Origin of the sequence: Edwardsiella piscicida (assembly GCF_021733145.1) — a bacterium.
Taxonomy (GTDB): Bacteria; Pseudomonadota; Gammaproteobacteria; order Enterobacterales; family Enterobacteriaceae; genus Edwardsiella; species Edwardsiella piscicida.
In genome coordinates this window covers 3,429,423-3,449,214 of sequence record NZ_CP090968.1, presented here as the reverse complement: position 1 = coordinate 3,449,214, position 19,792 = coordinate 3,429,423, and the positions used below count along the sequence as shown (strand labels likewise).

The window sequence follows — 19,792 nt, the reverse complement described above, 5'->3', positions numbered from 1 at the left end:
AGGTTATTTTTATCTGCGTTTACTGTATGTGGTTGCTTTTTTGTTAACCGAGATAGTCATCAAAAAAACAAAAATTCAGCGGAATCCATTTTGTGGCAGATCCTTCCATTTTGATAATCCCCGCCGGGATCAATTATTAGTCGATTCCCCGTGGTGACACGTCGCCCTGACGCTGAGTCAACCGCAGATCCTCGGCTCCTCGCTGGAGATCCACCGCGGCCCAGCGCCAGGGGGCGTGGATATACCTGACGCTATGCGGTATCCGCCTTTTCGATGGCGCGGCCGGAGGTGATCCAGCCGAAGATACCGTCCGTCATATGAAAGACCTGCCGATAGCCGAGGCTCATCGCCATGCCGGCGGCATCGTAGCTGGCCATGCACAGTCGGTTTGCGCAGTAAAAGATCAGCGTGGCCCGGCGATCGGCCGGCAGCAGCGCCGGCCAGTTGGCCTGGTTGATGTAGATCGCGCCGGGGATATGTCCCTGTTGCCAGATCTCCGGCGTATTGGCGTCCAAGAAATAGACGTTGGGTTTGCCCAGCAGTGCCTCGGCCGCCCGCATACTGATAACGGGCGGCTCATGGGGCGCCGGCGCTGGCGTATCGGCGGCGCAGGCCACGCCGGAGACGATGGTCAGCGCCAGTAGCATCGCGGTTGGTGATGGGGAACGCATCATGATGATCTCCTGAGTGATAGGCGTCGCCGGACGGCGCGGGGCATCCGGCGAGCGACGTTATTTGGGCGTCTTGCCGCCAGAGAGGATCGTTTCAGCCTGTTCGATATACAGCAGGGCCTCCTCCATGCGGGTCTTGGCATAGTTGGGCGCATGGAGCCCCCAGGAGCCATCTTTTTCAATCAGATCTGCCTGCGCACGGGCCTGACCGCTGAGCAGCCGGATTTGCACCTGATCGCTCAGGGCCAGCGCGGGGGCCTTCGCCAGACGTTTTTCGATGCGGGTCAGCCCGCTGCGAATACGCACGTAGCCGTCCCTGACCGGCGTTTGCCACTCCATCACCTTGGCATAGATACTCTCCTGATCCTTAAACTGCAGCCGCTCAGAGAGCACCGTCTGTACCGGACTGTGGCACCCGCCGCCTTCGACTACGTCGCCATCGCTGAACGATGTCCGCCCGCAGGACCACATCAGATCCAGGTAAGGTTTGCCATCCTGCTTGGCGATGGTCCAGCCTTTGATATCGGCGGTGCGGGGTTTCCCCTCCGGGGGATTGAGGGTTTTCGCCGTCTCGTCTACCCGGATTTTCCAGATATGGGCGCGCCGTACGTTGTCGAATCCGGCCATATCGGGGAACTGGATCGTGGCAAAGTTTTCACAGCTCCCCATGTTGGGCATATGACAGGCGGTACAGCTGCTTTGCCCGTGGGTATCGCCTTGGGCAAAGAATTGGGCCTGATCGGTGTGGCAATCCTGGCACTGTTTTTTCAGCGTGGTCTTGGTAAAGCCCTCCTTCCAGTCATTGGCGGTGACGGCATGGGGGTCGTGGCAGGTGCTGCAGCGCATGCCCTTCTCGTAGTGGACGGTGCTGTACATCTGCGATCCCTCTGTGCCACAGGAGGGGCAGGATGATTTGAAATAGGCGTTAAACGGTTTTAACGGGTTGGCCTCGGCGTCGGCCTCATTGTATGCGAAGCGCTGATGGCAGCGTTCGCAGTTCGACGGGATACCGGTGCCGCGGGCGCCGTAAAGATGGGCGCCGGCGCCATGGCACTCTTCGCAGCTAATCCCCTTGGCGATGGTATGCTTGCGCAGCTCCTCTGGCTTGCCCAGCGCGGCGATAAACTCCTCGCTGCTGTTGAAGTCAAACTTCATGGTGTGGCACACCTCACAGTAGGCGCTGGCCGGCTGAAACAGCATTCGGGTGCGGTTAGACGCCCCGTAAGAGGTCATGCCCCAGACGCTGGACCCCTGGGAGCCGAAGTCCTCCAGTTTGGTGGGGAATCCCGGAACGAAGCGGGCGATCTTTCTCGCCATGTCCGGCGTGATGAACTGGGCCCAGCCGCGGGAGAACTGATTACCGCCGGCAACCATGGTGCCGGTGCCGTCCCTGAGCAGTCCGCCCTCGATATGGTAGGTTCCGCGGACCATCCAGCCGTCGATAAACCCATATTTGGTCCGCGGCGTACCGATTACCGCGTAAATGGCATCTGCCGTAATGCCCTCGGGTAAGACGGAGGCCTTGCTACCGTACAGGCCGCGGTTCAGATCGCCGTCGGGAATTTCAACCATTTCGCTGGGGAATCGGACGGTTTTGGCGTGGCGGGAGCGTTCCCAGGCTTGGTACTGCGCCGGGTGGCACTCGGCGCACTTCTCCGGGCCGACATATTTATTGGGGAAGTCGAGAACAGACTCAAAGCCGAGCCGATAGGTGATCGCGGTTGGGCGGCCCTGCTTGGCGGCGTATTTATCGCCGCCGCCGAAGTCGACAAACTCCTCCTGGCGATCGCTGATGCTGTATTGCCCAACCAGGCGCCCGGCGGCCTCGTACTTGAACATCGGATGATGTTCGCGCAGATAGGCGAAGAAATCCTTCTCTTGCCCTACGTACTCCAGCAGTGTGCGCGGTTTTTCTGGAATGCCGTCGTTGCGGTTGAGGTCGACGCGGGACTCGGTCTGCGGCGCCGGTTGGGCGACCAGATCCGACGCCGCCATTAATGGCGCGCAGCACATGCCGATAATAAGGCAGATTACACGGGTGGGTATTTTCATCGTCAGCTCCTTGACATAATAAAGCGCGGTGCGATGGAACGTTATATTGAGTGGTGCTGTGTTCTCTTATCTGCCGCCGCTTATTTATTTTCTGCGGCGTGGCGGCGGTGATAGCCATCCACCATGGCCATAAACGTCGCACCGGGTGTATCACCCAGCGTGCAGAGATAAATATGTACGCTAATAAACATTAAAATAAAAAATGAGAGTAAAAGGTGTCCCTGTAATACCCAGTAGGCGGTTCCTTCGGGCAGGAATAGGGGATGGGCGAGACCGAGACCGCTGAGCAATAGCGCAGGCACCATGAGATACATCACCGCGCAGTAGCCTAGCTGCTGTAGCGGGTTAAACTTTTGCGTTAGGCTGGCGTGGAAGGGGTGCGGTGCGGCGCGAAAAATACCGAACAGGTAAAAATGGGCCTGGCACCGGCAGCGCGCCGCGATCCCCCGCCAGCGGATACGGTAGTGAACGCCGTTGGCCCCCAGCGCATTGAGCAGGATAAAGCCGCACCATATCCCCAGCAGCAGATAGCCCGCGTAGGGATGCCAGCGCACCAGCCAGCGGGTGGCTGCCAGGGGAAGCGGGGCTGCGTGGAGCAACAGCCCGCTGAACAGTAAAAACAGGAACAGCAGCGCATTGAGCAGGTGCCACAGCCGCAGGGCGCGCGGGTAAAGATAGAGGCGTTCAGCGTCGCGACGCCGCGCTGGCGGGGGACGCCGCCGCCGGTGAAGTAGGGCGTGCAGCGTCAGCAGCGCGCACAGCCCAAGCCAGGTCAGCGCCAGCGTTATCAGCCATCCGGGCCACGCATCGGGCGAATCGACGACGGTGCGTTGCATGAGGTAGGACTGCAGCTGTTCGGCGGTCATCGGCGGCCCCTAGTCATCGGCGGTGAGGCGGTAGACGCGGCTGTGGCGGGTGCCCGCCAGATGGTGCTGATAGTGGGGCGCCAGCGCCAGCGTCAGATCGAATGCCGCGGAGCCCATCTCACCGAAGCTGAGCGCATGATAGGGGCAGATGCGTACGCAGATAGGGATATAGCCATGGCTCAGGCGCGTCGCGCTGCAGAAGTCGCACTTATCGGCGACGCGGCGCTGCGGGTGCAGATAGCGCGCCTGATAGGGGCAGGCGCGGATACAGTAGCCGCAGCCCGAGCAGCGTCGGGCATCGATTTGTATCAGGCCATGCGCATCGCGGTAGGTGGCCTGGCTAGGGCAGACCTCCTGGCAGGGCGCCGGATCGCAGTGCTGGCAGCCGTGGCGAAAGTGGGGCGGCGCAGCCGCGTGCGGATCGTCGGCGGGGAGCGGGATGATGGCCAGCCGGGCATAGCCGGGGGCGACCCGGTTGAGCTGGTTGCAGGCGTGGATACACTCATTGCAGCCGACGCACTTTGACTGATCGTGGATCAGGGCAAACTGCTGCCGTTTGCGCGTGGGGCTGGATAGCAGTATGCCGGGCGCCAGCAAGACAAAGCCGGCACCAGCAATAATGCTGCGGCGTGAATAATGTTTCATAGATTATCCCATTAAATATATTCTGTTTTTATTTTTATATTTTCTAGTTTGGCAGGCGAATTAAATTCTAGGAGGCGTGGGCGTAGAGAACAGAGAGAGGGATCAAAGAATGGCGGATCATTAAAAAGAGGTAGGCGACAATCTGAGTTTAATATTATCTAGCTTAATCAAAATAAAATAATGAATAAAAACGGGGGATAATTCCCCCGTGGAAAGACGATGCGGTGATTAGTGCAGCGAGCCCGCTTCGCCCGGCTGTGCGCCGGCGCGTAACGCGTCGATATCGACCCGATCGAACAGGTAGTGGCTACCGCAGTAGTCGCAGTGGATATCGATGCTGCCGCGCTCCGCCAACAGCTCTTCCAGCTGTAGGGACGGCAGGCTCATCAGCGCGCTGGCGCTGCGCTCGCGGGAGCAACCGCAGCGGAAGGCGATCGGCTGCGGTTCAAACAGGGTCACCTGCTCCTGATTGTACAGGCGGTACAGCACCTCGTTGGCGGGCAGCGTAAACAGCTCCTGCGGGGTCACGGTGGTGGTCAGGTGCGACAGGTGAGTCAGGTCGTCGACGTTATTGGGCTGCGTCGGCAGGATCTGCAGCAGCATACCGGCCGCCGCCGGTTGACCGTCCTGCTCTCCGGTGAACATAAACAGGCGGGTCGGCAGCTGCTCGGACTGCATGAAGTAGGCCTCCAGGCAGCTGGCCAGCGTATCGCCCTCCAGCGCCACGACGCCCTGATAACGCTCCCCCTCTTTCGGCGTAATGGTGATCACCATTACACCGTTGCCCAGCATGTGCTTCAGGCTGCTGCCGTCGGCGATATCGCCCTGCAGACGGGCGACACCGCGCATCTCCTGATGATGGTTGCCATTGATCACCGCCAGCGTCAGCGGGCCGTCACCCTGCAGCTGTACCGTGATATCGCCGTCGAACTTCAGGGTGGCGGTCAGCAGGCTGGTGGCGACCAACAGTTCGCCTAGCAGCGCGCGTACCGCGGCCGGGTAGTCGTGGTTTTCCAGTATGCGGGCATAGGTGGCGCTGGCGTTGACCAGCTCGCCGCGCACGGCCAGATTGTCAAACAGGTAGCGATGTAATTGGTCGTGATGGGACATAGTTATCTCTCTTCAGGCGCCGGTCATTCCGACTGGCCGTGTTTAAATTTAAGCAGATTGCGACGTTCTTTTTTATCGGGACGCCGATCCGGGTGCGGCATGCTCAGCGCGTTCATCTTGCGAGCCTGGGCAATCGCCTCGCGCTTGGCAATGCTCTGCGCGGTCTCCTGGTACAGCAGGCGAGCCTGCTCCGCGCCGCCGCGCTGGGCGCTGAGGGCGGTCACGATGATCGTACGATCGTCATTGCCCTGGCGCAGGCGGATCTCGGCGCCGACTTCTACGCTGCGGCTTGGCTTGCCGCGCACCCCGTTGTAGTGCACCTTGCCGCCGTCGATCATGTCGCGGGCAACGGCGCGGGTTTTATAAAAGCGGGCCGCCCACAGCCATTTATCCAGGCGGACGCCCTCCTGTTCCTGCTTGGCGCTGGCTTTCATGGTGCCCTCCTGTCTGTATCGGGCCTACCGGCGACGATGGCCGGCAGCAGGGCGCGGTAGTCACTCATCGCCGGATGGCGGGCAAAGCGTTTTTCCGGCCTGCCGGAGTCGGGATTGCTGACGCCCAGGCAGTAACGGATACCGAACTGGTGCGCGGCGTCGAGGATCGGTTCGGCGTCGTCAATGAACAGCGTTCTGGCCGGATCCAGCCCGCACTGATGCTGTACCGCTCGCCACAGGCGCTGATCCTCTTTGGGATAGCCAAAGCGGTGGGTGGAATAGAGTATATCAAGGTGGCTATCCAGCCCGGTCTGCGCCATCTTCATCGCCAGCCCATGCGGGTGGGCGTTGGTCAGCAGAATGGTACGGCGCCCGCTGGCGCGCAGGGCATTAAGAAAGGGTAACGTGTCCTGACGCACCTGTACCCGCGTCCCTTGTTCCAGGGTCATGCGGTGAATGTCCAGCCCCAGGCGCTCGCGCCAGTAGTCGAAACAGTACCAGTTTAGCGTATGGGCTACCGCCTGGTACTCCCGCTGGATCAGCGCCTGAGCATCGGCGCGGGAAATGCCGCGAGCCTCGCTTAAGGTCTGCGGCACCAGCGTTAGCCAAAAGTAGTTATCAAAGGCCAGATCGATCAGCGTGCCGTCCATATCCAACAGGACGGTATCGATGTCATTCCAGTCGAGGGTGGGAACCATGGGCGTACTCCGGAAAACGCATGCAGGGCGGGATCGCATCGCCCAGTATATTTTCCTGGCGCCGCCTTGTCATGCCGCACGTTAAGGACGCGGCGGGAGATCGAACGGCATGATCTTATGGTTGATGCACTGTTCGTAGTAGCGCTGGATCGCCGGAATCCGCGCCAGCGCGCCGCGCAGACGTCGCACAAACAGCGTGGCGTTGACCGCCAGAGTTACGCAGAGCGCCAGCAGCAGCGGCGTCATTAACAGATAGCGCCACAGGGTGAGCCCATCCGGCTGGCTGTGCAGCATGATATGACGCGTGCCGTTGGCATCCGTGCTGATCTCCGTGATCACGCCGTGGGCCCGGAACGGGGTGTTTAGCAGCAGGCGCGACAGATTTTCCAGTTCGCGCCACTGATCGACCGGGCTGTAGTCATACAGTGAAACGTTGGGCTGCGGGTGAGCGACCCATTGATGTCCCTCATCGCTGCTGATTAAAAAGCCCCCCGGCGGCGTAACCGCCAGCAGCTGCGCTGCCTTATGGGTTTCGCGATAGTAAAACGAGGATACCGCGCTGTTGACGATATTGGTCAGTTGGCGGGCGCTGGCCGGTCGCATGAGGACATTGACCCCCTCCAGTCCTCCGCCGTGCGCTTTTTTCAGCAGCGCGGGCCAGGATTTACTATTGCCCAGGTTCACCAGCGAGTTCTTGAGCCGGGTACATTCGTTTTTCTGCGCGCACAGGGCCTCGGTCTTGAGGACGATCCCGGCAAAGTCATCCAGCAGGATCATCCCCGATTTCTGAATGGCGCTGGCCAGAGCCGGGCTTACCTTGCTATCGCTGTCGCCGGCGGTTAGCTGGCGGGTGACGGTGGACTGCAGCGCGGCGGCGTTATCGATGGTATCCGAGCTCGGCTCCGCCATCGGCGAGGCGGTGCCCCAATAAATGGTGCTGCAGTCGAAGGGCATGAAGGGGTAGCGCTCGCCCTCTTGATAGAAGGCGGGTACGTGGCACATTCCGCTGCCGCGCAGATCCAGGATATCCCCGACCTGCAGCGGCATCTCCGTCAGCTGCTTCACGCTGGTGGCGGAGAGGGTTTGGGCACCGTGTAGCCAGGCGGTGCTGATCTTCAGGGGGATGCTCAGCGACTGCGTGGTCAGCAGGAGCAGCAGCGCGATCAGCGCAGCGGCGCCCAGCAGCGCACTGCGCCCCCACGGCTGCAGCGGAAACTGGGTGGCCTCGTCGCGGAGAGAGAGAAAGCGCCCCTGGCGCACCACCTGATGGTTTTGGTAAATCTCGATATCGGTCGGATGGCCGATATCCGGGTGGATATAGGGCTGCCAGTGGGGCGGATACAGGAGGTCCAACGTACCGACGGACACGTTGCTCAGTTGTTCGCCGCAGGACTCGCCAAACAGTCCCCAGCGCTTGGGGGTCCCGCGCAGCAGGTGGATCTCTTTACGCTGCCTGGCGCTGGGTTTCCGGTATAGGCACCAGAGCCCCCAGCCCAGAAGCGGCGCGGCCAACGCCAGCAGCCACGGCATCAGGGTCGGGGGAACGATCAGGGCCACGCTGAGCAGAATCAAGGCCAGCGCCGTCGGAACGGCGCGGCGGGCACCGCTGCGCTGGTGCAGCTGATATTCGGCCAGGGTTTCTCTGCGTACGCCGCACAGATCGACCTGATCGCCCTCACTGCGGCGGATCGAGGCGGTGCCGCCCAGCGTCGGCGTCGGTAGCTGTTGACTATGCAGGCTTTCGGCCAGCGTATGGCCATTAATGGCGATGACCAGCGGCAGCGTCGCGGTCTTGATCAGATCCAGGCTGTTTTCATCGGCGATGTACTTTTCCCAGAACGCGGGCAGGTGGATTTCTTGGTTATCCAAGAAGTAGCGGTGCTGGCTGGGCGTATCGCCTGCCAGGGCATAGCGGGTGATCGCGTGGGTCACGGAGTAGACCCGATCCCCCTGCGGCATCAGACGTTGGTGCAGCAGCGTCAGCGCCGGGTCGGCGCTCTCTGTCGCGGTATCCAGCCCGCGCAGATAGGCCGCAATCGCCTGGCGCTCTTCCGGATTCAGTTTACGCTGTTTGGTTTTGACAAAGGGAAAGGATGCAGACAACCGCGACGCTCTCTTCGTTGTGTACCAATAGATATACCCGATAATAACCGCTGTGGGGATAAGATACAGGAGTGCTGCGATGGATACATTCACGCCGACTCTCCCACGGTGATCATCGCGCTGCTGTCTTGCCCTTTCTCTGCCCGGCGACGCGGATAAACGACCGCGAAGAACGCCGCGTACCGTCGGAAGACGATAGAGAAAGTATAACGGCAGTGATTATTGCGAATATAACTATATGTTATGGAATGAGTTTACATTTTTGGGTCGCTCGCGTTCCCATGACTCAGCCTAACATACCCGCTTGGCGATCATATCGGTATTGTCCGATTTTTCCTACCGCTGGGAAGGGATTATCGCAACAAATCTCCTGCCTGGCGGCGTTATGGTCCGACATCGCCGGTGAGGTAAAATAATGGCAACATATGTTGCGAAAATATGAGCATCTGCGCACAATGCCGCAAGGTGCCTTTGCGATCACAAACGGTTTATCACGCCGGGCCCGCCGTCGGCCGGTGCGAACGCATATCTTTAGGATGTCGGGTTGAGTATGGATAGTTCCACTAAGAAGCCCAGGATCCTGGGCGTTGAAACCGTGGCGCACTCACGCTTATTTAACGTCGAGTCCGTCGATCTGGAGTTTAGCAACGGGGTGCGCCGGGTGTATGAGCGTATGCGCCCGTCAGGCCGCGAGGCGGTGATGATCGTTCCCATTCTGGGGGACGATCTGCTGCTGATCCGCGAATATGCGGTCGGCATTGAGGAGTATGAGCTGGGTTTTCCCAAGGGGCTTATCGATCCCGGCGAGCGGGTGTTCCAAGCGGCCAACCGCGAGCTGATGGAAGAGGCCGGCTTTGGGGCGCAGCGTTTTACCCTGCTGCATAAGCTCACGATGGCACCCTCCTATTTCTCCAGTCAGATGAACGTGGTGGTAGCGGAGGATCTGTTCGCCCAGCGCCTGCAGGGCGATGAGCCTGAGACGATGCCGGTGATCCGCTGGCCGTTGACCCAGATGATGGCGCTGCTGCAGGAGCCCGATTTTCACGAGGCGCGCAACGTGAGCGCGCTGTTTCTGCTGCGGGAGTATCTACAGCGCCGTACCGCCTAGGACGACGCGAGTCAGCGGTGATAAAAAAGGAGCCTAACGGCTCCTTTTTTATTGGTGGAAAGGCGGGGGGAAGAGGGGATCAGAACAGCTCCTGGCTCTGCCCCTCATTGTTGATGATCACGGTGCCGGCGTCCGGCGTGGCATAGTCCGTCGGCTGGGTCCCCTCAATGAAGTACTCGCTGCGGCTGTTACCGCTGCCGGTGGCCAGCTTGCCGGTCGCCCTGTCGATAACGACGCTGACAATGCCCGGCGGCGGCGGAAGCGGCTGCTCGGGGATTCCGGTCAGCGCCGATTTCATGAAGTCGTCCCATGCCGGCTGGGCGCTCTTGGCCCCGCCCTCGCCGCCGGAGATCTGATCCTTCAGGGCTCCAGACACGGTGGTGCGTCCCAGATCGCGCCGATGATCGTCAAAGCCTATCCAGACGCTGGTGACAATACCCGGACCGTAGCCGGAGAACCAAGCGTCTTTGGAGCTGTTGGTGGTCCCGGTTTTCCCGCCGATATCATGGCGCTTCAGATCGCGCATCGCGCGCCACCCGGTTCCCATCCAGCCCGGCTCGCCCCAGATGTTGCTGCTCAGCGCGTCGTGCATCAGGAAAGCCAGCGGCGTGCTGATAACGTGCGGCGCATAGCGCTGATCGCTATCCTGACTGACCTGACCTGGGGTGACCTGCTCCAGCTCCGGCATCGGTACGCTGCCGTTCACCCCCGGGGTCGTTGAGACGGCGACGTTTTCTACGCTGTCGTCGCTCAATACCGCCGACTTCGGCGTCGGGCCATAGATAACCGGCAGGTTACAGCTGTCGCATACGACCTTCGGATGGGCTTCATAGATCGTCTGATCGCTGCCGTCGACGATCTTGGTGATGAAGTAGGGGTCGACCAGATAGCCGCCGTTGGCAAAGACGGCGTAGCCACGCACCAGCTGCAGCGGGGTAAAGTTGGCTGAGCCCAGCGCCAGGGATTCGGTCTTCACGATGTTCTGCGCCGGGAAGCCGAAGCGCAGCAGATAGTCTGCGGCGTAATCGACGCCCATGGCGCGCATGGCGCGCACCATCACCACGTTTTTCGACTCACCGAGCCCCTGACGCAGGCGAATGGGGCCGGCATAGGTCGGCGGTGAGTTTTTCGGCCGCCAATCGGTACCGGCGCCAGCATCCCAACGGGAGATGGGCAGATCGTTGAGGATGGTCGCCAGCGTCAGCCCCTTATCCATGGCGGCGGTGTACAGGAACGGCTTGATATTGGAGCCGACCTGGCGCACCGACTGGGTGACGCGGTTGAATTTGCTCTGATTAAAGTCAAAGCCGCCGACCAGCGCCTTGATGGCGCCATCCTGCGGGCTGATGGAGACCAGGGCGGAATTGACGTCCGGCACCTGCGCTAGCCACCAGCGCTGATCGCTATCCTGACGCACCCAAATCTGCTGTCCCGGCTGCAGAACGTCGCTGACTTTCCGCGGCGTAGCGCCCTGCACGCGATCGCTGCGGTAGGGACGAGCCCAGCGCACGGTCGCCAGCGGCAGTGAGACGCCGTTGCCGTTGGCCAGCATGACCGTGGCGCTGTCGGCATTGGCCGACATCACGACGGCCGGCAGCAGCGGGCCATAGGAGGGTAGGCCGTTCAGCGTATCGGTGATCCGCTGCTGGCTCCAGGCAGGCTGGCCGACCTTCCACAGTACGTTGGAGGGGCCGCGGTAGCCGTGGCGCATATCGTAGTTGATCACGTTATCGCGCAGCGCCGTTTGGGCGGCAACCTGCAGGTGTTTAGTGATGGTGGTATAGACCTTAAAGCCGTCGGTATAGGCGTTTTCACCGTATTTCTCCACCATCTGCTGGCGCACCATTTCGGCCAGATAGGGGGCGGAGAAGTCGATCTCAGGCCCGTGATAGCGGGAGACCAGCGGTTCGCTGCGTGCCTGATCGTACTGTGCCTGGGTGATGTAGTGCTCATCCAACATCCGGCCCAGCACGACGTTGCGGCGAGCGACGGCGCGATCGTGTGAGTAGAGCGGGTTAAAGGTGGACGGCGCTTTGGGCAGGCCCGCGATCATGGCCATTTCACTCAGCGTGAGCTGATCGACGGATTTACCAAAGTAGACCTGCGCTGCGGCGCCGACGCCGTAGGCGCGGTAGCCCAGATAAATTTTATTGAGATAGAGATCGAGAATTTCGTCTTTATTCAACAGCTGCTCGATGCGAATTGCGAGGAAGGCCTCCTTTACTTTACGCATCAGCGTTCGCTCTGGGCTGAGGAAAAAGTTTCTGGCCAGCTGCTGGGTGATGGTACTGGCGCCCTGTGAGGCATGGCCGGTAAACAGGGCGACGGAGGCTGCACGAAAGATGCCGATAGGATCAACGCCGTGGTGTTCGAAGAAACGGCTGTCTTCGGTCGCGATAAACGCCTTGACCATCAGCGGGGGGATCTGCGTGAGCGGCAGCGGAATACGGCGCTTTTCACCATATTGGGCGATGAGATAGCCGTCGGCGCTGTACACCTGCATCGGTGTCTGTAGCCGCACGTCTTTCAGCGTTGCAACGTCTGGGAGCTGCGGCTCAACGTATTTGTACAGTCCAAATACCGCAGTGACTCCCAGCAGAATGCAACAGACTGCGAGGATGATTAAATACTTTACGAACTTCACCTGGAATTTCCCATTACATGTCAGTTGGGCAGTTTATAAACAAACGGGCAGTAGTATAAAGGCTAGCAGACACAGAGGATACGTTCTTTTAGTAAGTTGATGATAAGGAGGCGCGGCATGGGGGGCGGTCATTGGCGCATGGGGATCGATATTCAGCCCGCTCAGCTGATCGCCGTGGCGCTTTCGGCGCGCCGCGACGGTATCCAGCTGCGCGGTTGGTGGCGACTGCCGCTGACGGCCGCCCCGGATCGGGATGGTCTCTCTTCCTCGCTGCCCGCGGCGCTGGCCGCGCTGCGCGCCCGTTTGCCGCGTCGGCTGTCGGTGCGGACAGCCTTTCCCGCCGAGCGGGCGATCCGCGATACGCTGCCGGGCAGCGCGCTTCCCTTGTCACCCTGGCAGCGGCATCGCCTGCTGCTGGCGCAGGGAGAGCGCCAGCTGATGCTTCCCGCGCACCAGCTGGCCTGTGACTTCGCCCCCGCGCCCGAAGGGGGTGGGCGTTGGCAGGTGTGCGCCGTGCACCGCGCGCAGCGCGATCGGTGGCGGGCGCTGTTCGACGGCGCCGGTTTACCGCTGCAGCGCTTAACGCTGGCGCCCTGCGCGCTGCGACGCTTGGCGCGCCTGGCCGGGGAGAGCTCTGCGGCGCCGCTGATCTACGGCGATGGGCGCCGCTTCTGCTGGATAGCGCCCTGGGGATCGCCGCTACAGTATGGGTTTGTTTCCCTCGCCGACGGCCCAGAGACGGCCTGTGCCCAGGCCGTGGCCGCGCTGCCGCCCGGCGTGACCGAGGGCGTCGCACCGCTGCGCTGCGGTAGCGATAGCGGCAGTCGGGGGTGGTCTGGGCTGCGCGCCGTACGTCATCTCGTCTCCCCGCTGCCCGCCGATCCCTCGGTGTTTTGCCTCGCGCTGGGGCTGGCCCTGATGCCGGAGTCACCGCCGTGGATGACATAGATCTGCTGCCCTGGCGCGAGGCTCGGCGCCGGGCGCGTCTTCGGATGCTATGGCTGACGCTGGCGCTGGGAATTCCCGGGTTCGCGGCGCTGGGGATGAGCGCCGAGCGTCTGCTGCACCAGCGGCGGGCGCCGCTGATCAGGCAGATCGCGGAGCAGGCCCGTCAGCGAGAGGCTGCCCATCACCAGCTTCAGCAGCGGCTGGCTGCGCTGCCCGCGCCGCCGCGGCGTGAGTCGGCGCTCGCACCATCGGGGGCGCCGTCGTCGAGCGCGACGGTGACGCAGTTGGCACAGCAGCTGCGCCTGGCGCAGGCCACGATCCCTGATGCGGTATGGCTGACGCGACTGCACCATCTTCCGCCGTACTGGCTCTTGGAAGGGCAGGGTACATCCCGGCAGGCGGTGGCCGATTTTGCCCTCCGTATGGCGGCGTGGCGCTGGCAGGGGCTGCACCGTGCCGACGATGGTCGCTGGCAGTTTACGCTGCACCTCTGTGCGGCGGAGGCGTGCCGTGAGTGAGCGGCTGCTGTCGCTGCAGGGTAGGCTGTATACCCTCTCGCCACGGGCGCTGCGCCTATGGCTGTGGGGCGGTGCGCTGTTGCTTCTGACCTCGCTGCTGGCCGGGCTGTGGCTATGGCATACGCTGGAGCGGCAGCGGCTGCGCGTCCGGTTGACGGAGGGCGATGCGCAGGCGGCGATGCTGCGAGTTCAGCGCTGGGCGACCGAGCTGCGGCTCTGGCAGGCGGACATCGACGCGATAGCACAGGCAGCGCGCCAGGCGCGCTGTGCTCCGGAGCATAACGTCGCGCTGTCTTGGCAGATCCAGCGCGATGGGCGGCGACATGTCTCGGCCGACATGACGTTCAGCGCCCTGCTGCAGACGCTAGATACCCTGTCCGACTGCGGTCAGCGCGTGAGTACGCTGACGATCACGCCGTTAGCGCAGGGGGTGCATATCACCTGGGTGGATCAGGAGGACGAATGAAGGCGAAAGGCGTCGGATGGGGAGCGCTGTTGCTGGCGTGGGGCAGCGATGCCGCGCGGGATCCGTTTCAGCCTCCCGCGCATGCCACGGTGGCGCCCGCGGCGGTTAGCGCCGTCGGGATCGTCGGTCGGGCGCCCTGCTTTTCGCTGTGGCGGCGCGATGCGCTGGGAGATTGGCGCCCTGCGGTGCCGCCCGTCTCGCCGCGCCCTGCCGCGTCCGACGCATCGGCGCTGCGCTTTACGCCGCTGATGCTGTATCCCTTTCGCTGTCCGCGCCGTATCCCCTTGGCGGCGCGTCGGGAGGGGGCAGAAAGATGAGATGCCCCTCTGCGTATGCCGCGGCTACCGCGGTGCTGCTGGCCATGAGTTCGGCGGGACAGGCGATGCCCCTGACGCTCTGGTTCGATCGCGCACCGCTGCCCAGCGTGCTACAGGCGGTGGCGGAGTTTGCCGGGCTAAACCTGATCCTCAGTGAGGAGGTGCGCGGCGAGGCGACGCTGCATATTGCCCATACCCCGTGGCCACGGGTGCTCGACGCCCTGGCGGAGATCTACGATCTCAGCGTGGTACGGCGTGATGGGATACTGCTGATCCAAAGCCGCGCGCGCGCCGCGCGGCAGGCGGGGCCCGCCGCGGCACCTGCGCTGCTCAAACCGCCGCAGATGCGGAGCCAGCGCGTGGTGCTGCGCCATGCCGACGCCGCTACGGTAGAGAAAAGCCTGCGCCAGCGTCGCGATTTGCTGGGGGAGGCGGGCAGCGCGGTGGCGGATATTCGAACCAATGCCCTGCTGCTGCGGGCGGAGGCAGCCCGTCTGGCGGCGCTGCGCGATTGGATTGCGCAGCTGGATGTGCCGCTGTCGCAGGTGCAGCTGGCGGCCCATATCGTTTCTATCAGCCAAGAGGGACTGCGTGAGCTGGGGATCCGCTGGTACAGCGGAGACGAACGCTCAGGCGGACAGGATAGGCTACGCGGTGCGGCAGATGCCTATTTCAGCGCGGGGTTCCAGGTGGCTCGCATCGGTGGTCAGACGCTGGCGGTGGCGCTTGCGGCGCTGGAACGACAGGATAAGGTAGCGATCATCGCCAGCCCGCATCTGATGGCTGCCCATGGGCAGACTGCCAGTATAAAACAGGGCAGTGAGCTCCCCTATGCCGTCTCCGGCGGCGAGCGCGGCGTGAGCACCATGGAGTTTAAAGAGGCGGTGCTGGGCATGTCGGTCACGCCGCGGGTATTGGCCGATGCGCATATTGAGCTGGCGCTGCAGATAAGCCAGAACATGCCCGGGCGGGTAGTGCGCCAGGGTGACAGCGAGGCGCTGGCGATCGATAAACAGGAGATTACGACCCAGGTCACGCTGAGCGACGGCGACACGGCGATGCTGGGCGGTATTTTTCAGTATCAGCGCCAGGTGGATAGCATCGGCTTTCCCTGGCTTGCCGACGTGCCGCTGCTGGGCCATCTGCTGCGCAGCGACAGCCAGCGCAGCGGGCGGCGCGAGCTGGTGATTTTTATTACGCCGACCCTGCTTTCTCCCGCGTCTCCCGCCCCTCAATCGCTGCGCCAGCCGGCGCGCGGCTAAAAATTTTTATCACATGAATGGTTTCCGCGTTTGACGCTGGGATGGATTTGGCATACAAGGTTAGCGGTTTGCGCCTTGTTCCGTCCCGTATTTCCCGCCGTACACCGGGTCTGATTTGTGTATCGTGCCGCGCGGAAATTTATTCGGTTGCCAAACAGCCTTGAGTGTTGAGATAATTTTTCGTCTGATCTCGCACTATCTTCATGAGGTTTCAGTTTCGGTCCCGTCGCTAATTTGATTGGCGGGGCGGGTTATCATTAACGTATTGTCTTAGTAGTACCGAAAACATGGCAGAGAAACGCAATATCTTTCTGGTTGGGCCTATGGGTGCCGGCAAAAGTACTATTGGCCGTCAGTTAGCGCAGCAGCTGAACATGGAATTCTTCGACTCCGACCAGGAGATCGAACGTCGTACCGGCGCCGATGTGAGCTGGGTCTTTGACGTTGAGGGCGAAGAGGGCTTTCGCGATCGCGAAGAGAAAGTCATCAATGAACTGACGGAAAAGCAAGGCATCGTGCTGGCGACCGGGGGCGGCTCCGTCAAATCCCGCGAGACCCGCAATCGCTTGTCTGCGAGGGGCGTGGTCGTCTATCTGGAAACTACCATTGAAAAACAGCTGGCGCGCACGCAGCGCGACAAAAAACGCCCGTTGCTGCAGGTAGATACGCCGCGCGAGGTGCTGGAGCAGCTGGCGCAGGAACGCAATCCGCTGTATGAAGAGATTGCTGATGTGACTATCCGCACGGATGAGCAGAGCGCCAAAGTGGTGGCCAACCAGATTATCCATTTGCTGGAAAACAACTGAACGGTTGGCTGAGGAACTAGCGTTGTAACAGGGGGCAGGCAGGCCGTGGAAAGGATCACCGTAACGCTCGGGGAGCGTAGCTACCCGATCAGTATCGCCAGTGGGCTTTTTACACAGGAGGCGGCTTTCTGGCCGCTGCGATCCGGCGAGCAGGCTATGCTGGTCACCAACGAAACCCTGGACAAACTGTACTTGGCGCCGGTTCTGCGCACGCTGGAACGGGCCGGCGTACGCGTCGGGCAGGTGATCCTACCCGACGGTGAACAGTTTAAGTCACTGAGCGTACTGGATCAGGTATTCAGCGCGCTGCTGGAGAACAACCACGGGCGAGATACCACGCTGGTGGCGCTGGGGGGCGGCGTGATCGGCGATCTGACCGGTTTCGCCGCCGCATGCTATCAGCGCGGGGTACGCTTCATTCAGGTGCCGACAACGCTGTTGGCGCAGGTGGATTCCTCGGTGGGCGGGAAGACCGCGGTCAATCATCCGCTGGGTAAGAACATGATCGGTGCGTTTTATCAGCCGGCCAGCGTGACGATCGATATCGACTGTCTGCAGACCCTGCCGCCGCGCGAGCTCGCCTCCGGGCTGGCGGAGGTCATTAAATACGGCATCATCATGGATGCCGATTTTTTCCGTTGGCTTGAGACGCAGATGGATGCGCTGCTGCGTCTGGAGCCGGCCGCGCTGGTCTACTGTATCCGCCGCTGCTGCGAGCTGAAGGCGCAGGTGGTGGCAGAGGACGAGTGCGAGCAGGGCCGTCGGGCGCTGTTGAATCTCGGCCATACGTTTGGTCATGCCATTGAGACTGAGATGGGCTATGGCAACTGGCTGCACGGCGAGGCCGTGGCCGCGGGTACGATGATGGCGGCTCGCGTGGCCTGCCGTCTGGGCTATCTGCAGCCGCAGCAGGCTGAGCGGATGTCGGCGCTGCTGACGCGCGCCGGGCTGCCGGTGCGGGGACCGGCCGGTATGGCCCCTGACGCCTATCTGCCGCATATGCTGCGTGACAAGAAGGTGCTGGGGGGAACCCTGCGGCTGGTGCTGCCGACCGCTATCGGCAGCGCAGAGGTGTTCGCCGGGGTAAGCCATGATGTCGTGCGGGACGCGATTGCGGACTGCCTGGCCTGAGCGGTTAATTTGCGAGTCTCCGGCGCGGTACGGCCGGCTTTGCCTCTAAGTGGAGGGTGAGATGGATCAAGAAGAGTTTAAAGCAGACGATGAGTTAAAACCGGACGCCAGCGATCGTCGTCCGCCGCGTGCGCGCAGCCGACGTCCCGCGACGCCGCGTCTGACGGTATCGCGTCAGCATCTGATGATCGGCGCCGGTGTCCTGGTATTACTGGTGGTGATCGTGGCGATCGGATCGGCGCTGAAGTCGCCTTCCAAGGGGAGCACCGCTCAGTCTGCGACGGCGGGCAGCGCCAGAGAGATTAGTCTGTCCGGCGCCTCTTCCATGACCAACGGCAGCGCCGGAAGCAACGTGACCGACGCTCAGGACGGCAGTGGGGTAAGTAACTCCGCTCAGCCGGGTCAGCCGCAGCCGATCACGATGCCTGCCGTATCGCCTACGCCAACGCAGTCTGCGCCGGCGGCGCAGGAGAGCGGGCAGCAGCGGATCGATCTGGCGGGGAACTCCGTTTCCGACGCGCTGACCCAGCAGCAGGGGGCGTTGGATGCGATGCCGCAGGCCGGCACGCTACCGACAGAGCCGGCAACGCTGGCCAGCGGCGCAGCGCGCGTCGCGCCGAAAGCGGCGGTCGAATCGACGCCGCGGCCCAAGACGCCGCCGCGTCGGGAGGAGCGTGCGCCGGTCCGCCACAGCGAGAAGAGCGCAGCGCGGGCACCCAGCACGCCGAAGCAAACGGCGCACCTGCCGGTGGTGGGGAGCAGTGGTAAACCGGCGGCGCATCTGCCGCAGAGCGCGGGCAGCAGCGCGGGTGCGCTGAAGAGCGCTCCGGGCAGCCACTATACGCTGCAGCTGAGCGGTGCCTCACAGCCCACGACGCTGAATGCGTTTGCCCGTCGCCAGAGCCTGAGCCATTACTGGGTATATGAAACCTCCCGCAACGGTAAACCTTGGTATGTGCTGGTCAGCGGTAGCTATGCGACGCCGGCGGAAGCTCGGCGGGCGATTGCGGCGCTGCCGGCAGAGGTGCAGGCGATGAAGCCCTGGGCTCGCCCGTTGAGCCAGGTGCAAAAGGATGCAAAGTAAGCGGTTCCCCATAAAACGCGCGCGATGTGCTGTCTGAAAAGGTACGCCCTGGCGAATTGAAAGAGTAGAAATAACTGACTGGCGACGGCATGAAGAAGAAGCGCGCATTTTTGAAATGGGCCGGCGGAAAATATCCTTTGATTGAAGAGATCCGTCGGCACCTGCCGGCGGGCGAAAGGCTGGTAGAGCCTTTCGTCGGCGCTGGCTCTGTGTTTTTAAACACGGATTACGATGAGTACCTGTTGGCGGACATTAACGCCGATCTGGTCGGTTTGTACAATATTGTGAAAGATGAGACGGATCGCTTTATCGGCGATGCCCGTCAGATGTTTTGCCCTGAACTTAACGTCTCGGAGGAGTATTACCGCATCCGCGAGGCCTTTAATCTGTGCGACGATCGTTACCAGCGGGCGCTGTACTTCCTCTATCTGAACCGGCACTGCTATAACGGCCTGTGCCGCTATAATGCCAAGGGGGAGTTCAACGTCCCCTTCGGGCGCTATAAAAAACCCTACTTCCCGCAGGAGGAGCTGGAGTTTTTTGCCCGCAAGGCGGAGCGCGCCGTGTTCGTCTGCGAACATTACCAGCAGACGATGCTGCGCGCGCAGCCGGGTGCCGTGGTGTATTGCGATCCACCCTACGCCCCGCTGTCCGCTACCGCCAATTTTACCGCCTACCATGTCAATGGCTTTGGCTTTGCCGAGCAGATGCGCCTGGCGGAGTTGGCCGGTGAACTGGCCCAGCGTCAGGTGCCGGTGCTGATCTCTAACCATGAAACCCCGCTGACGCGGGAGTGGTATGCGCAGGCCGATGCGCTGCACGTCGTGAAAGTTCGGCGCACCATCAGCAGAAAAACTGACGGGCGCAGCAAAGTGAACGAATTATTGGCGCTGTACGGCAAGCGTTAAGCGCGGTCGTCGGCCCCCCAA

The 19,792-nt window shown here is 61.9% G+C and carries 19 protein-coding genes; 10 read left to right on the top strand and 9 right to left on the bottom strand.

The genetic code is table 11. The features are described 5' to 3' along the window. Positions 1-251: 251 nt before the first annotated feature. The 8 genes from L1P05_RS15755 to L1P05_RS15720 form a co-directional block, all read right to left on the bottom strand. The gene (locus tag L1P05_RS15755) at positions 252-674 is read right to left on the bottom strand and encodes a rhodanese-like domain-containing protein (protein ID WP_012850076.1); all 423 of its coding nucleotides are present in this window, start codon (positions 672-674) and stop codon (positions 252-254) included. A gap of 57 nt (positions 675-731) precedes the next feature. Beyond that, positions 732-2,723, bottom strand: coding sequence for a cytochrome c3 family protein (locus tag L1P05_RS15750; RefSeq protein WP_041692558.1), 1,992 nt, complete (start codon positions 2,721-2,723; stop codon positions 732-734). An 80-nt stretch (positions 2,724-2,803) separates the two neighbouring features. After that, positions 2,804-3,589, bottom strand: a complete 786-nt coding sequence (phsC, locus tag L1P05_RS15745) for a thiosulfate reductase cytochrome B subunit (protein WP_012850074.1) — start codon at positions 3,587-3,589, stop codon at positions 2,804-2,806. Between the two features lie 9 nt (positions 3,590-3,598). Beyond that, positions 3,599-4,234 (bottom strand): 4Fe-4S dicluster domain-containing protein, encoded by a 636-nt coding sequence (locus L1P05_RS15740; protein WP_012850073.1) that lies wholly within the window; start codon positions 4,232-4,234, stop codon positions 3,599-3,601. 228 nt (positions 4,235-4,462) lie between these two features. Continuing rightward, positions 4,463-5,344, bottom strand: a complete 882-nt coding sequence (gene hslO, locus L1P05_RS15735; RefSeq protein WP_012850072.1) for an Hsp33 family molecular chaperone HslO — start codon at positions 5,342-5,344, stop codon at positions 4,463-4,465. Between the two features lie 23 nt (positions 5,345-5,367). Continuing rightward, positions 5,368-5,778, bottom strand: coding sequence for a ribosome-associated heat shock protein Hsp15 (gene hslR / locus L1P05_RS15730; RefSeq protein WP_012850071.1), 411 nt, complete (start codon positions 5,776-5,778; stop codon positions 5,368-5,370). Then, on the bottom strand, positions 5,775-6,476 hold the full coding sequence (yrfG, locus tag L1P05_RS15725; RefSeq protein ID WP_012850070.1) for a GMP/IMP nucleotidase: 702 nt from the start codon (positions 6,474-6,476) through the stop codon (positions 5,775-5,777). The genes hslR and yrfG overlap by 4 nt, the downstream gene beginning before the upstream one ends. Before the next feature lie 81 nt (positions 6,477-6,557). Further along, positions 6,558-8,672: an IgaA/UmoB family intracellular growth attenuator gene (locus L1P05_RS15720; protein WP_041692557.1), complete on the bottom strand. Its 2,115-nt coding sequence runs from the start codon at positions 8,670-8,672 to the stop codon at positions 6,558-6,560. Between the two features lie 457 nt (positions 8,673-9,129). Between L1P05_RS15720 and nudE the strand changes: the two genes are divergently transcribed. Further along, positions 9,130-9,687: an ADP compounds hydrolase NudE gene (gene nudE / locus L1P05_RS15715; RefSeq protein WP_012850068.1), complete on the top strand. Its 558-nt coding sequence runs from the start codon at positions 9,130-9,132 to the stop codon at positions 9,685-9,687. A 79-nt stretch (positions 9,688-9,766) separates the two neighbouring features. Here nudE and mrcA read toward each other — a convergent pair whose 3' ends face one another. After that, positions 9,767-12,331 carry a peptidoglycan glycosyltransferase/peptidoglycan DD-transpeptidase MrcA gene (mrcA, locus tag L1P05_RS15710; protein WP_012850067.1) on the bottom strand — a complete coding sequence of 855 codons (2,565 nt, stop codon included), beginning with the start codon at positions 12,329-12,331 and terminating at the stop codon, positions 9,767-9,769. 117 nt (positions 12,332-12,448) lie between these two features. Here mrcA and L1P05_RS15705 point away from each other — a divergent pair, with 117 nt between their 5' ends. From L1P05_RS15705 to dam, 9 genes are all read left to right on the top strand, one after another. Continuing rightward, entirely contained in the window at positions 12,449-13,279 is an 831-nt protein-coding gene (locus L1P05_RS15705; RefSeq protein WP_012850066.1) for a hypothetical protein, read from the top strand. Continuing rightward, positions 13,267-13,797 (top strand): hypothetical protein, encoded by a 531-nt coding sequence (locus tag L1P05_RS15700; protein ID WP_226079114.1) that lies wholly within the window; start codon positions 13,267-13,269, stop codon positions 13,795-13,797. The genes L1P05_RS15705 and L1P05_RS15700 overlap by 13 nt, the downstream gene beginning before the upstream one ends. Beyond that, entirely contained in the window at positions 13,790-14,263 is a 474-nt protein-coding gene (locus L1P05_RS15695; protein ID WP_012850064.1) for a hypothetical protein, read from the top strand. The genes L1P05_RS15700 and L1P05_RS15695 overlap by 8 nt, the downstream gene beginning before the upstream one ends. Beyond that, positions 14,260-14,580 (top strand): hypothetical protein, encoded by a 321-nt coding sequence (locus L1P05_RS15690; RefSeq protein ID WP_012850063.1) that lies wholly within the window; start codon positions 14,260-14,262, stop codon positions 14,578-14,580. The genes L1P05_RS15695 and L1P05_RS15690 overlap by 4 nt, the downstream gene beginning before the upstream one ends. Then, positions 14,577-15,842 (top strand): secretin N-terminal domain-containing protein, encoded by a 1,266-nt coding sequence (locus L1P05_RS15685; RefSeq protein WP_045474587.1) that lies wholly within the window; start codon positions 14,577-14,579, stop codon positions 15,840-15,842. The genes L1P05_RS15690 and L1P05_RS15685 overlap by 4 nt, the downstream gene beginning before the upstream one ends. Positions 15,843-16,129: 287 nt before the next feature. Then, positions 16,130-16,648, top strand: a complete 519-nt coding sequence (gene aroK, locus L1P05_RS15680; protein ID WP_005290467.1) for a shikimate kinase AroK — start codon at positions 16,130-16,132, stop codon at positions 16,646-16,648. 45 nt (positions 16,649-16,693) lie between these two features. Further along, complete coding sequence (gene aroB, locus L1P05_RS15675) at positions 16,694-17,779, top strand: 3-dehydroquinate synthase (protein ID WP_012850060.1); 1,086 nt, start codon at positions 16,694-16,696, stop codon at positions 17,777-17,779. 61 nt (positions 17,780-17,840) lie between these two features. Beyond that, on the top strand, positions 17,841-18,863 hold the full coding sequence (locus tag L1P05_RS15670; protein WP_012850059.1) for an SPOR domain-containing protein: 1,023 nt from the start codon (positions 17,841-17,843) through the stop codon (positions 18,861-18,863). An 89-nt stretch (positions 18,864-18,952) separates the two neighbouring features. After that, positions 18,953-19,771, top strand: coding sequence for an adenine-specific DNA-methyltransferase (gene dam, locus L1P05_RS15665; protein WP_012850058.1), 819 nt, complete (start codon positions 18,953-18,955; stop codon positions 19,769-19,771). The last annotated feature ends 21 nt before the right edge of the window (positions 19,772-19,792 follow it).